Genomic DNA, 11,970 nt, shown 5'->3' with positions numbered 1-11,970 from the left:
GAGTGCGCGCGCACGCGCGTCGCCTTGCCCCCGAGCGGCTCGCCACGACTTGGGAGTGCGCGCGCTCGCGCGTCGCCCTCGCTCGCCGGACTTGTCCGGCGAAAAGGGGTTGCCTGTCACGGGCTTTGGTCTCGCGGCAAGCCGCTCGGGGGAAAGGCGACGCGCGAGCGCGCGCACTCCCAGGTTTCTTGGCGGCAAGCCGCTTGGGGAAGGGCGACGCGCGAGTGCGCGCACTCCCAGACTTAGGTAGTCAGCGAGCGCAACTGGCCCTCGATCCATCCCAGGATCGCCTCGGTCGAGTCGTCCTTGGCAAACGTGTGGGGTTCGCCCCACTCGGCGTGGACCGCTCGGAACGCCGGTCTGGGAATCGTCGCCCCGTACGGCAAAAGGCGACGCGTCCCGGTCACGCCCAGGCAGATCACCGGGGCGCCCGACATGCGAACGATCAGCGCCACGCCCGGCTTCAACTCCTGGAGCTCGCCGTTCTCACTGAGCTGGCCCTCGGGGAACACGCACACGACCTCGCCCGCCTTCAGGTACTCCACCGCGAGTTTCAGCGCCCCCCGGTCTGGTTCCCCGCGCTTCACGGGGAAGGCCTTGAACAGCTTCAGGAACGGCCCGAGCGCGGGCATGGAGAACAGCTCGCTCTTGGCCATGAAGTGGATGGGGCGCGTGCACGCGAGTTGGACCGCGACGGGGTCGATGTCGGCCGTGTGGTTGACGAGGACGAGGACCGGACCCTTGCGCGGAACCCGGTACTTGCCGCGCACGCGCAACGAACCGAGCAAGAACATGAGAAAGCCGGCGAAGAGCTTCATCATCGGGAGCCAGAGCCAGCGAAAGAGAGGCCCGTGCACCGGTGGGGAGGGGTGGTTTTCAGCCACCGTTCCTCCGCTGGATCTCCAAAGCCAGAGCCTGCGCGTACGCCTGGTGCTCGAGGGCCAAGACGCGCGCCGCGAGGGTCTCGGGCGTGTCGTCCGGCAACACCGGGCATCGAAGCTGCAGCACGATCTCGCCCTCGTCGTAGCGTTCGTTCACCCGGTGCACCGTGCAACCCGATTCGGTCTCTCCGGCGGCCAGCACGGCCTCGTGCACGTGATGCCCGTACATCCCCTTCCCCCCGAACTTCGGCAGGAGGGCGGGGTGGATGTTCAGCACCCGGTCCGGATAGGCGGCCAACACTTGGGAGGGCAGCAGGCGCATGGTGCCCGCGAGGCAGACCCACTGGACGCCAGTCTCGTGGAGCAGGGAAACCAACCGCTCTTCATAGGCGGGATCCTTGTAGGGGAGGACGGCGACGGCCAAGCCCAACTTGCGGGCGGTCTCGACGGCTCCGGTCGCCTCTCTGGGTGAGACCACGAGCGCCACGGAGGCGGGAACATCGCCCCGAGCACAAGCCTCCGCCAGCGCGCGCATGTTGGAGCCCCGCCCTTGCGAGCCCACCAAGATCGCGATCCGCCCATCCTCGCTCATGCTGCGGAACAAGCATACGCGCAATGGCCCCGGCCCGCTGCGTGCAGACTTGGGTGACGCGTCAAAAGCCGAAACCGAGGCTGATTCCGGGGTAGCGCATCTTGATCATCAGGAAGCTCACGTTCGCCTCGGGCATCTTGTACGTAACGAGCGCGTGGGTGTTGCGGCCGTCGTGCATGCCCGTCAGATCCCATTGGCGCGCCACTTCGAACGTTGAACCAAAGGGAACGAGCAGCGTGTCCTCCCACTCCGAGTAGGAGAAGGAAACGTAGGCGCTGGAGCCGGTCCAAGGAAGGCTCTTGGCGAGCGTCGCGTAGTATGCCTGGGTTCCCCGCGGCGAAAAGATGCGATCGCTCGACGTCCCGACCGTCGTCATCGGCCGATGTTTGCTCTCCGGGGCGAGGATCCAGTTGGCGACGGGTCCCAACTCCCGTTCTCCCGGGTTCCACTCCAACCCTGCCTGGAAGTTCGGTGCGAATCGATAGAAGAGATTCACACGCGTGCGCGCCCGGTCCACGTCGACGTCGGCGAACCGCAGGGTCAAGCTCCACTCGTTCTCAATGCCCCTCGAACCGAGGAAGCGGCCCTCGCCGGGTCACCCGGTTCACGTGGGGACCTGGGCGCCTCCCGCGGGAGACTCTTGTCCCAAGGCAAACGGGGCAACTGCGAGAAGGGGTGCGAAGTGCCACCGGACCATGAGGCATTATGCATTGAGGGGCGCACGGTGGGAATCGAACGCCATCGGACAGGGACGGGAACGAATCGCCTCTCCTCAAGCGGTATCCACGTTTAGAACCATGAAAAGCTCCTTTCTTCTCCTCGCCCTTGCGGCGCTCGCCGTGGGTTGCGGCACCGGCTCTCAACCGCCGTCCGAAGGCTCCAGTGCCGCCAAATCCGAGCCCAACGCCACCGTCGCCCAGAAGGAGGGCACGGACAGCACGGCCGTAACCGGCGCCCAAGCGACGGCCGAACCGGCTGCGCCCGAAGCGGTAAAACCCGGCGAGCAGACGCCGGCCGCTGCCCCCGGCGAAGCGAAGCCGACACCCCCCGCCAACGGGGCGGCCCCAGCGCCCGGAGGGAGAGCCCCCCAAGCCGGCGCTGGCGGTCCCGGGCCGAGCGCGAACAACGCGCGCGGCGGCCCAGGCGGAGGCGGGCCGCGCGGCGGCGGACGGGGATTCAACGTCGGCATGATGCTTCGGAACGAGCAGTTCCAGAAGGAGCTGAAGCTCACCGACGACCAGGTCAAGAAGATCGAGGCCGCCTTGCCCCAACAGGGTCAAGGCGGGGGTGGGCAACAGATGTCGCCCGAGGAGCGAGCCAAGCAACGCGCCGAGATTCAGGCCAAGGTCGAGGCGATCCTCAAGCCGGAGCAGACGCAGCGGCTACGCGAAATCGAGCTACAAATGCAGGGTCCCCGGGCTCTGACCCGCGACAATGTGGCCAAGGATCTCGGCCTCTCCGCGGATCAGACCAAGAAGATCGAAGCAGCTCTGCAAGTCCCGCGCCCGCAGGGCGGCGGCGGTGCCGCCGGCGCCGCTCCACGCGGCGGCGGGGCGGCCCCGGGCGCGCCTGGTGCCGGAGGACCGGGCGGAGGATTCGACCGCGAGGCCTTCATGAAGGCGCGGGAAGAGGCCAACAAGAAGGCCCTCGCCATCCTCACGCCGGCCCAAAAGGCCAAGTGGGAGAAGATGCTCGGCAAGCCGTTCGTGTTCCAGCGTCCCCAGGGCGGCCCCGGCGGCGGGGGCCCCGGCGGCCCTCCCCGCGGAGGTGGGCAGCGCGGCGGCTAGCAGAGTCCTCACTTTGAATCGCCTCGAAGGTGCGCGTCGAACTCCTCCAGCATGTCGATCTGGAGCTGCTGGATCTCCATCAGGCGCTGCATCTGGTGCATCACGAGATGGTCCAGCTTCTCGTGCAGGTGGCGTATCTCCAACTCCGCCTTCAGGTTGACCTTGTAGTCGTGCTCGGCCTGCAATCGGTCTTTCTCCGCATGGCGGTTCTGGCTCATCATGATGACCGGCGCCTGCATGGCCGCAAGGCACGAAAGCACGAGGTTCAGCAAGATGAAGGGAAAGGGGTCGAACGGGTGGGCGAGCAGGGCAAACCCGTTGATCCCGATCCAGCAAACCATGATGCCGAGGAAGAGGCCGATGAACGCCCAGCTTCCCCCGAACGACGCCACCCGGTCGGCGACACGGTCTCCGAACGATGGCGGAGTTTCGAATTCGTCGTGAAGGTCGGCGACCAGCAGTTCGTGGTTTTTGAGACTCTCCACCACGTCGCGCTCGATCTCCGAAAGCTCTCCTTGATCGCTGCTGATGGCGTCGACGATGTACTGCACGCGCGCTCGGTCGAGGCACTCGCGGCAGACGAAGCCCTGGGGCTGCCACTCGGGCGAGCGTTCTCGAAGCGCCGGCCAAAGCGCCTCCCGGACTGCATCGCCGGGCACGGCGGACGACTCCGGAACCGATTTGCCGCACACGCCACAGGGAACGAGTTCTGCATCCACGTCCTTTGAGACGCCCGGACGAGGACGAAGGGACCGCGCCTTGCTCCGATGAAAAAGGCGAAGTTTGTCCTCCCAGTCCGGAACGGGCCGTGCCGCTCCAAGGTTGCTCTGCATTGGGGATGGAGATCCCCAAAGAGAAAATCACTGGAGGTTCTGATGAAGAACAGACTGTTCGCAACGGTGGCGCTCGCCACCCTTCTCGCGGTATCGGGCGCGGCCCTCGCACAGGGTCCGGCCAAGACGCCGCCTTCCAACGACAAGAAACCGGTCACGCACGCCGCCAAGGCCAAGTCTCCAAGCGCGAAGGCCCCGGCCCGCAAGGCGGCGAAGTCCAAGGCCGCGCCAAAGGCCAAGTCCATGCATGCCAAACATGCGACGGCCGCGAAGCACTCGACCTCGAAGACGCCGAAGCACAAGGCCACCCACAAGCGCGCCCACGCAGCGACGCCCACCCACCACTCCGGCAAGACGCCGCACGCCTCGGCTGCGACCACCAAATCCAAGCCGACCGCCGCCCCCGCAAAGACCACAGCCAAGGCGCCCTCCAAGGCCACCGCAGGCAAGGTCAACGACCAGAAGACCCGCAAAAGCAAGGTGAATCGACAATGAAAACCTCTCCCCTGATCGTTTTAGCGATCCTCTCTCTCGCCACGACCGGCCTCACGGGATGCAAGAAGGAAGAGCCCGCGGCGCCCACGACCAAGACCTCCAGCACGAGCCCTCTCTCTAGTTCGACCACGGCGGCGAAGGCACCCCCGACCTCTCCACCGGGCACGAGCACGGCCTCCTCGCCAAGCTCCACGAGCTCGACTCCGTCCCCCATGGGCGCCAGTACGGCCCCCTCGGGTTCCACTCCTTCCACCCCCGCGTCCGGCAAGTAAGAGCCTGACCGCACCTCCCAGCTGCCATGGGGTGCCGCAAGGCGCCCCGGCAGCCCACGGGCACCGGCGGACGGTGGCAACCAACTATGGCCCCGCTACCAAGGGTGGTCAGAAGCGTCTGCCGCCTTGGCTTCCCCGTCCGCTACCTGCGACGTCGCCGAATCGCCGCGGCCAACGCACCGCCCGCGAGAACCATCGTCAACGGTTCGGGCACGGGCGCTTCCACGGTGATGTTGTCGATGAACGTGTTGCCGTTTCCGCCGTTGTTCGGGTTGGTCGAGAGTCTGAGGAGCGCGTTCGCCTCGACGTTGATGAACGTGAGGTTGAACGACAGCCAGGTGTCCGACGGATTGAGCTCAAGTCCGTTCAAAGACTGCGACCCAAGCGAGACGTTGATCTGCCGGTTGATGGCACTTCCCGTCCAATACAGTTGGAACCTAACCTCGTAGGTCCCGCCTGCCACGGTGGCCAGAGTCTGTTCGACGCTCCCGGGTCCGGGGGTTCCAACGAGATCGAGCGCCTGCGTCCCGTAGAAGGGATACGGCGCCCTGACGATATCCACGCTGGTCATGCCGACCGTCCAGTTGTTGATTCCCGAATTGCCCGCGTTGAACGTCCAGTACCCTGAGCCGGAAGAGTTGGCTGCCCCCAGATTGGCAAGTTCGAAGTCGCCGTTTGAAACCAGATTCGCAGCGGTCGCCCGGCCCGAGAGCCCAAGCGTGGTGGCGACTATCAGCGCGCCGATCGAGTATTTCAGAATTCTCACCCTCCTATCGTAACCGCAGCCCGGCGACTTCCCTGCCGATCCCTTCGATTCAGGAGCAAAGCTGGCAAATTCACCAGCTCAAGCGACTCGCTGGGTACGATCGCGGCTTCGCGCGGGGTGAGCCGGACGGTCGTCGCGTTGGCCTGGCTTCTCAAGCACCCATCGGGCAACCCCACGCCCATCCGCGGGGCCACGTCGGCCACGGATGTCGAATTGACGCGAGAGGAGTGGTACACCCTCACCGTGGCCGCGCGCGGAGCGCCGATGCCCTAGCGGTTCCTTCTGCGACGCAACAGCGCGGCGGCACCGAAGCCCAGTGCCGCAAGGGTCGCGGGCTCGGGAACGGGAGTGGACACCAAGTTCGTGACCAGGAAGTTGGCGTTCCCCCCGGTCGTCGCATTGGGGTCACCCACCCATCGCGCTGCGAAGAGCGTTCCGTACCCATTGGCCGTGTCGGTCGCGGCCACACCGTCGAAAGATGGTTGGTTCGTCGCCCCACTCTGCGTGCTGAAGCGCATCAAGATGGCCAAGTCCCCACCCGTGTAGGTGTAGGAGGAGTTGAATCCGACGGTCGCTCCAAACGCATTCGGCGAGCCACCGCTGGTGAAGTCACCCGGGTTGAACGTCAGCGGACCTGAGCGAACCTGGGTCGAACCACCCGTGAAGTTGTCCGCAAACACGTTGCTGGTCGCGGTCGGGTCCACACCCGCTCCCACCCAAATGTCAAAGAAGGTGTAGCTTGTCGCCACGCTTGGCCAGTTTGCCGTCACCGCGCCGTTGAGGCGCCACTGCATCCCGTTCAGGTCCGTATTGACCAATGCGCCGAGCTGAGACGAATCGATCACGAACATGTACGTTCGAGCGGTCACCGTCGAGGTCAAGCTGAAGGTGCTCGGTGCCTCGGTCGCAGCAAACGCCGTTGGCACAACACCGTCCGCAGAAGCCAACGCTGCCGCAGTCATCAAGCCAACGAACAAAGTTCCTTTCATCACTGTCACCCCTCTCGAGAGTCGCTAACAGTTCATCATAACAAGCCCCGCCCTATTCAGGGCCCGTAAAATTGCTTGTTCTGAAGCAACCTAACCAGAGACAGGGGCCTTTCGGCACTAGAGTTTGTAGAACTGAGCCCACTCCGCTCGGGGCGGAGCTCCGTCCAAAAGGGCGTCCGCGACTTTGTGGTTCGTGATGCGCTTGGTGCGGCGATCGAACTCCACCTTCGCATTCACCTGCTGGGCGATGATGCCGATTGCCATCGCCTGGCACAGAGGACCCGCGACCGCGAAGTTCGAGCGGCACTTCTCCTCGCCTTGGCACGCGCGCAGGAAGTTCACAAAGTGGTTGGAGGGGGTCGGGGGCACGTCCGGCAACTTGAGGTCCTTCGCCTTCGACGCGGGGATGATCTCCAAGGTGGACGCGTGCGAGCCTCCCTTGAAGGTCAGCCCCTCGCCGTAGATCACCTTTCCGGGCGGGTAGACCTTCGTGTCGATGCTCCCCTTCGTGGGAGGCGGAATATTGGGATCGACCACCCCTCCTCCAAAGTCGGGCGGCAAGGGCGGCAGGTTCTTCACGCCGTCGTACCAGGTCAGTTCCAGCGGCGGCATCGACCCGCGCCGGGGGAATCGAAACGCCAGCGTCGAGGCCTGCGGGAAGATGAAGGCGCTGTGCCCCTCGATGAGCACCGGATCAACCTCGACGGGCAACCCGAGATTCAGGAACTCGTGAGCGGTGTCGAAGATGTGCGCGCCCCAGTCGCCCAGGGCACCGTCGCCGAAGTCGTACCACGAGCGCCACTCGCCGTTCAGGTACTTCGCGTTGAACGGATGCCGACGCGCAGTGGCGATCCAGCAGTCCCAGTCCATCCCTTCGGGCAGGGGTTCGGCGGGAAAGTAGTCGGAGACGTTCATGCCGTGCCACCGGCGCGCGCTGTTCATGAACGCGGTGATCTTCGTGACGTTCTTGATGATCCCCGCGTCCGTCCACGCCTTGAACTGGAAGTAGTTGGCTTCGGAGTGGCCCTGGTTGCCCATTTGGCACGCCACCTTGTACTTCTTCTCCGCAGCCATCAGCAGCTCGATCTGGCGGAAGCTGTGCGCCAGCGGCTTTTCGACGTACACGTGCTTGCCCATCGACATGGCGAGCATCGCGATCGGGAAGTGCGAGTGGTCCGGGGTCGCTACGCTCACGGCGTCGATCTGACTCCCCATCGTGTCGAACATCGTGCGGAAGTCCCGGAACTGGGGCACGCCCGGGAAGTCGGCCAGCGTCGCCACCGTGTGCTTGGCCCCCATCTCCGTGTCGCACAGCGCCACGACGTTGGCGAGCCCGGTTGCGTTGAGAGCCTTGACGATGTCCGCGCCTCGGTTGCCGATGCCCACGCACGCGAGGTTCACCTTCGCGTTGGGGCCGATGCCTCGTCTGGGAGCGACGGCGCCGAACACGCCGGCCGGAAGCATCGCGTAGCCTCCCGCCGCCAGCATCCCCTTGAGCACGGAGCGCCGGTCGAGCGGTGTCGAGAGAGGGTCGTTCGTTCTTTTGGGTTTCATGGCTTCTCTGGGTTTGCGCGGGGCGTTGGTTTGCCGGTTCGTATCTTGATGCTGCGGAACGAGACGCGGTCCCCGTGGTCCTGGAGGAGGATGTGTCCGTCCTTCCACTCGCCGAAGCCCGGGATCGTCTTGTACTTGCTTTGGGCGACCAGCTCGCGGAACGCCGCGGAACCCCGCTCGTACTCGAGCACCTTCTGGCCGTTGAGCCAGTGCTCGACGTGCGGCCCGTGGCTCACGACGCGCGCGGTGTTCCACTCGCCGATCGGGTTCGGCTGCTTGGTGCCGACCGCTGGAATCAGGTCGTAAAGCGAACCGACGGTCCGGTTCCCGTCGCGCCCGAGCTTGGCGTCCGGGTGCAGTTCATCGTCGAGGATCTGGAACTCCAATCCGATCGCCGAGCCGGTCTGGGCTTTGGCGCCGGTGCCGGTGATGGGGTCGAGATTGGGCTCGCAAAAGTATTTGATGCCGCTGTTCGCACCTGGGGTGATCTTGAAGTCGACCACCAGCTCAAAGTCGCTGTAACGGTCCGTGGTCACGATGTCGCCGCCCGCGGCCGATTCGGCGCCGCCGCTGGCAAGAACGGTCAGGACCCCGTCCTTGATCTCCCAGCCGTGGTCGGGGAACGTCTCCAACTTGGCGCCGCGCCATCCCTTGGTGGTCTTGCCGTCCCACAGCAGCCGCCAGCCCTCGGCCTTTTCTTGGGCGCTCAGCGTGTTCGGAGGCGGGGTGAGATCGGTGAGCTTCATGTTCCGCCAGCGCACCTGGATGCCCAGCTTCGAGGTGTCCGTGCCGATGCCGTGGACCTGGAGGGCGATGAAGCCGCGCCGCGTCATCCCGTCGTGGATGGACGCACACGGGGTGCCGTTGAGCCACGTCTTGATGGAGTCCCCGACGGCCTCGACACGGACGTGGTTCCACTGACCCTGCTTGAACAACTTGCGCCCTTGGTCGGTAAAGGCCTTCGCATCGCCACCGACCGTGCCCGGGAAGAGCCAGCCGCGACGGCCCTCGTCGTAGATTCCGGCGGTCCACCAGCGATCTTGGACGGGGTCGGGATCGATCTCCACCTGGTATCCGTGCACGCGGCCGGCCGGAACGTCGATGCTCTTGCCCTGCCACATCACCGAAGAGGGCTTGTCGAAACACTCGCTCCGAATCTGGACCCCCGAGTTCAGGCGCGGATCGACCTTGAAGTCGTACTCGAGGATGAAGTCGCCGTAGGTCTTCTCGGTGCAGAGGAACGAGTTGGGCGTGTTCAGCACCGACGTGCCGACGAGCTCCTTGCCCTCGACCGCATAGGTGGCGTTGCCCCCCCGCTGGACCCAGCCGGCGAGGTCCTTGCCGGGCAGGATGTCCACCGGTTTCTGGGCGAATGCGGCGATCGGAAGCATGAGAGCGAGGGGGAGGAGAGAGGCGGTTGGGTTCATGGGATTGGTCGATGCCTGACGGCGGCATCGATCTCAATGTACCAAGAACGGCGTCTCAACGCTACTGCGGTGTGTGCGGCGCCGCGCTGGCGCGCGTCACCCCCGCACCCTTGCCGCTCTTGGTCGCTCTCGCCCTTCCCCAGGCCAAGCCCACTCCCCAAGGCGAGGCCATCCTCCAGCGGATCATCGCCGTCCGAGAGCTGCCCGCCGAGAAGCGACCGACCGCGATTACGGACATCGCCAAGACGATCTCGGCCAAGACCACGGGTAGCGAGAGGGTCACCCTCGCGTCCCTGCTCGTGGGATCCTCGTCGGAGGGCGACGACGGAATCAGCACCCTGCAGTTGGCCGCGGACACGTTGATCGAGGCTTTGAAGGAGACGCCCGCCAGCGGGCATTCGGTAGGAACAGGACACGCAATCCTGGCAATCGGTACCGAACGTTCCTCCCGCCCATGGGAGTCCATCTCATGGGAGCAGATGCCATGGTGGAAGGAGTCGCGGCGCGCGCGGTTGGCGCGCTGATGGTTGGGCTTGCGGCGATCGTCGCCGCAAGCGGCGGGTCGGGGACACGGAAACAGGAGCCGCCCCGGTCGGTGCCGGTGCTCGAGCGCGTTGGCGATCCGCCGGCGATGCGGATGCTCCCGCGCTACTCGCCGAGGGGGATCTCCCTGGTCGGCGACAGCCTTAGCGTGCAGGTCAACGTCGGTCCCGGCGGCGCCAACATCGTGGGCGACGCGGCCAACGAACCGTCCCTATGCGTCGACCCCCTGCATCCGAACCGCATCGCCATCGGATGGCGCCAGTTCGACAGCGTCTCGTCCAACTTCCGCCAGTCGGGTTACGCGTACACCCTCGACGGTGGCGCCAACTGGACGTTCCCAGGCGTGCTTGAAGCCAACGTGTTCCGAAGCGACCCCGTGCTCGCGAGCGACGCCGACGGGAAGTTCTACTACCTCAGTCTGATGGAGACCTTTTACGACGATCTCTGGTCGTCGTTGAACGGCGGCCAGAGCTGGGTTCGGATCGGACCCGCCACGGGCGGCGACAAGCAGTGGATGGCGGTCGACACCACCGATTCGCCCAGCCGCGGGTTCATTTACCAGACGTGGAGCACGGCCGGCAACAACTGGGGAGGACGCCAGTTCAGCCGCACCACCGACGGCGGCGCCACCTGGATGGACCCGATCAACATTCCGAACCGACCGGTGTGGGGCACGTTGGACATCGCGGCGAACGGCGACCTCTACATTTGCGGGGCGAGCGGCAGCACGTTTCGCGTGTTGCGATCGCGCAACGCGAAGGACCCCGGGGCCACGCCGACGTTCGATCTCAACCGCGTGGTGAATCTGGGCGGCTCCATCGTCTCAGGCGGAACGGTCAATCCGGGAGGGCTGAGCGGCCAAACCTGGATCGCCGTCGACCGTTCGGACGGCCCCACCGCGGGCAACATCTACCTTCTGTGCTCCGTGGAGGTCGACGGCAACGACCCCTGCGACGTGCGCTTTTCCCGCAGCACCGACGGCGGCAACACGTGGAGCCCTTCGGTGCGTGTCAACGACGATCCGCCGAACCGAAATCGCTCGCACTGGTTCGGCACGATGTCGGTCGCTTCGAACGGCCGCCTCGACGCCTTCTGGAACGACACGCGGGACGATCCGACCTCGACGTTCTCGGTGCTGTACTACTCGTACTCGTACGACGGCGGGGTCACCTGGTCGCCCAACGAGCCGATGAGCGCGCCCTTCAACCACTTCCTGGGCTATCCGAACCAGAACAAGATGGGCGACTACATCGGATCGGTCTCGGACCCCTTCGGCGTCGGCGTCGCCTACACTGCGACGTTCAACGGCGAGCAGGACGTGTACTATCTGCGCGTTCCGGCGCGACCCCTGATCGTCTTGCCCGACACTTTTCGAATCGACCGCGGTCGATTGGCGGGCGGGGGCCTGGCCGACCTGTTCGCCAGCGACGACTCCTGGCTGCAGGCGCGGGTCTACCTGGGTGCGGAAGAGGTGGGCGACGCTATCCGAGTGGTGGTCGAAGGCACCTCGCCCTCTCCTCACCCCTCTTCTCTCGGGTTCCGGCTCGAGTCGCGGGCTCAGTACACAGGTGTCCGCCAACTCCTCGAGTTTTGGAACTGGAGCACGGGCGCTTACGAGACGTTGGACACGCGGTTCGCGACGGCGGGCGCCGATACGATCGCCGAGGCGGCGGCAAGCGGGGATCTGTCCCGCTTCGTGCAGCCCGGGAGCGGCACGGTGCGGGCCCGAATCGGTTGGGCGAACCTGGCCGCCGATCTGGCCGGGTCTTGGCGCGTTTGGATCGACGAAGCGGTCTGGACGGTGCTTCCCTAGGAACACCGCCGTCGGGCG

At 65.5% G+C, this 11,970-nt stretch carries 13 protein-coding genes; 5 read left to right on the top strand and 8 right to left on the bottom strand.

Going from position 1 to position 11,970, the window contains the following annotated elements; translation table 11 throughout:
- Positions 1-242: 242 nt before the first annotated feature.
- The 3 genes from M9921_08015 to M9921_08005 form a co-directional block, all read right to left on the bottom strand.
- Positions 243-884 carry a 1-acyl-sn-glycerol-3-phosphate acyltransferase gene (locus M9921_08015; protein MCO5296787.1) on the bottom strand — a complete coding sequence of 214 codons (642 nt, stop codon included), beginning with the start codon at positions 882-884 and terminating at the stop codon, positions 243-245.
- A complete protein-coding gene (gene purN, locus M9921_08010; GenBank protein MCO5296786.1) occupies positions 877-1,473 on the bottom strand; it encodes a phosphoribosylglycinamide formyltransferase in 597 nt (198 codons plus the stop codon). Before purN ends, M9921_08015 begins: the two co-directional genes overlap by 8 nt.
- A 61-nt stretch (positions 1,474-1,534) precedes the next feature.
- The gene (locus M9921_08005; GenBank protein ID MCO5296785.1) at positions 1,535-2,017 is read right to left on the bottom strand and encodes a hypothetical protein; all 483 of its coding nucleotides are present in this window, start codon (positions 2,015-2,017) and stop codon (positions 1,535-1,537) included.
- A 253-nt stretch (positions 2,018-2,270) separates the two neighbouring features.
- On the opposite strand from M9921_08005, the gene M9921_08000 reads away from it, so the two are divergent.
- A complete protein-coding gene (locus tag M9921_08000; protein MCO5296784.1) occupies positions 2,271-3,260 on the top strand; it encodes a hypothetical protein in 990 nt (329 codons plus the stop codon).
- A gap of 8 nt (positions 3,261-3,268) precedes the next feature.
- Here M9921_08000 and M9921_07995 read toward each other — a convergent pair whose 3' ends face one another.
- Positions 3,269-3,979, bottom strand: a complete 711-nt coding sequence (locus M9921_07995; GenBank protein MCO5296783.1) for a DUF1003 domain-containing protein — start codon at positions 3,977-3,979, stop codon at positions 3,269-3,271.
- Positions 3,980-4,135: 156 nt separating this feature from the next.
- Between M9921_07995 and M9921_07990 the strand changes: the two genes are divergently transcribed.
- Positions 4,136-4,588: a hypothetical protein gene (locus tag M9921_07990; protein MCO5296782.1), complete on the top strand. Its 453-nt coding sequence runs from the start codon at positions 4,136-4,138 to the stop codon at positions 4,586-4,588.
- Between the two features lie 414 nt (positions 4,589-5,002).
- Here M9921_07990 and M9921_07985 read toward each other — a convergent pair whose 3' ends face one another.
- On the bottom strand, positions 5,003-5,626 hold the full coding sequence (locus tag M9921_07985) for a DUF642 domain-containing protein (GenBank protein MCO5296781.1): 624 nt from the start codon (positions 5,624-5,626) through the stop codon (positions 5,003-5,005).
- Positions 5,627-5,743: 117 nt separating this feature from the next.
- Between M9921_07985 and M9921_07980 the strand changes: the two genes are divergently transcribed.
- Positions 5,744-5,899, top strand: a complete 156-nt coding sequence (locus M9921_07980; GenBank protein ID MCO5296780.1) for a hypothetical protein — start codon at positions 5,744-5,746, stop codon at positions 5,897-5,899.
- Here M9921_07980 and M9921_07975 read toward each other — a convergent pair.
- From M9921_07975 to M9921_07965, 3 genes are all read right to left on the bottom strand, one after another.
- Positions 5,896-6,615, bottom strand: a complete 720-nt coding sequence (locus tag M9921_07975) for a PEP-CTERM sorting domain-containing protein (GenBank protein ID MCO5296779.1) — start codon at positions 6,613-6,615, stop codon at positions 5,896-5,898. The genes M9921_07980 and M9921_07975 overlap by 4 nt on opposite strands.
- Positions 6,616-6,732: 117 nt before the next feature.
- A complete protein-coding gene (locus M9921_07970; protein ID MCO5296778.1) occupies positions 6,733-8,169 on the bottom strand; it encodes a Gfo/Idh/MocA family oxidoreductase in 1,437 nt (478 codons plus the stop codon).
- The gene (locus tag M9921_07965) at positions 8,166-9,560 is read right to left on the bottom strand and encodes a DUF1080 domain-containing protein (GenBank protein ID MCO5296777.1); all 1,395 of its coding nucleotides are present in this window, start codon (positions 9,558-9,560) and stop codon (positions 8,166-8,168) included. The genes M9921_07970 and M9921_07965 overlap by 4 nt, the downstream gene beginning before the upstream one ends.
- A gap of 47 nt (positions 9,561-9,607) precedes the next feature.
- Between M9921_07965 and M9921_07960 the strand changes: the two genes are divergently transcribed.
- Positions 9,608-10,120: a hypothetical protein gene (locus M9921_07960; GenBank protein ID MCO5296776.1), complete on the top strand. Its 513-nt coding sequence runs from the start codon at positions 9,608-9,610 to the stop codon at positions 10,118-10,120.
- Positions 10,066-11,952 carry a glycoside hydrolase gene (locus M9921_07955; protein MCO5296775.1) on the top strand — a complete coding sequence of 629 codons (1,887 nt, stop codon included), beginning with the start codon at positions 10,066-10,068 and terminating at the stop codon, positions 11,950-11,952. Before M9921_07960 ends, M9921_07955 begins: the two co-directional genes overlap by 55 nt.
- Positions 11,953-11,970 lie beyond the last annotated feature (18 nt).

This window comes from Fimbriimonadaceae bacterium (assembly GCA_023957775.1).
Lineage (GTDB): Bacteria > Armatimonadota > Fimbriimonadia > Fimbriimonadales > Fimbriimonadaceae > JAMLGR01.
The sequence above is the reverse complement of the archived record's forward strand: the minus strand, read 5'-3'. Positions and strand labels throughout refer to the sequence as shown.

What these genes read in the sequence shown, in the direction of transcription:
- purN (MCO5296786.1), bottom strand. Translation starts at nt 1,473, where the DNA reads ATGAGCGAGGATGGGCGGATCGCGATCTTGGTGGGCTCGCAAGGGCGG.
- M9921_08000 (MCO5296784.1), top strand. Translation starts at nt 2,271, where the DNA reads ATGAAAAGCTCCTTTCTTCTCCTCGCCCTTGCGGCGCTCGCCGTGGGT.
- M9921_07990 (MCO5296782.1), top strand. Translation starts at nt 4,136, where the DNA reads ATGAAGAACAGACTGTTCGCAACGGTGGCGCTCGCCACCCTTCTCGCG.
- M9921_07975 (MCO5296779.1), bottom strand. Translation starts at nt 6,615, where the DNA reads ATGAAAGGAACTTTGTTCGTTGGCTTGATGACTGCGGCAGCGTTGGCT.
- M9921_07970 (MCO5296778.1), bottom strand. Translation starts at nt 8,169, where the DNA reads ATGAAACCCAAAAGAACGAACGACCCTCTCTCGACACCGCTCGACCGG.
- M9921_07965 (MCO5296777.1), bottom strand. Translation starts at nt 9,560, where the DNA reads ATGCTTCCGATCGCCGCATTCGCCCAGAAACCGGTGGACATCCTGCCC.
- M9921_07960 (MCO5296776.1), top strand. Translation starts at nt 9,608, where the DNA reads ATGCCTGACGGCGGCATCGATCTCAATGTACCAAGAACGGCGTCTCAA.
- M9921_07955 (MCO5296775.1), top strand. Translation starts at nt 10,066, where the DNA reads ATGGGAGCAGATGCCATGGTGGAAGGAGTCGCGGCGCGCGCGGTTGGC.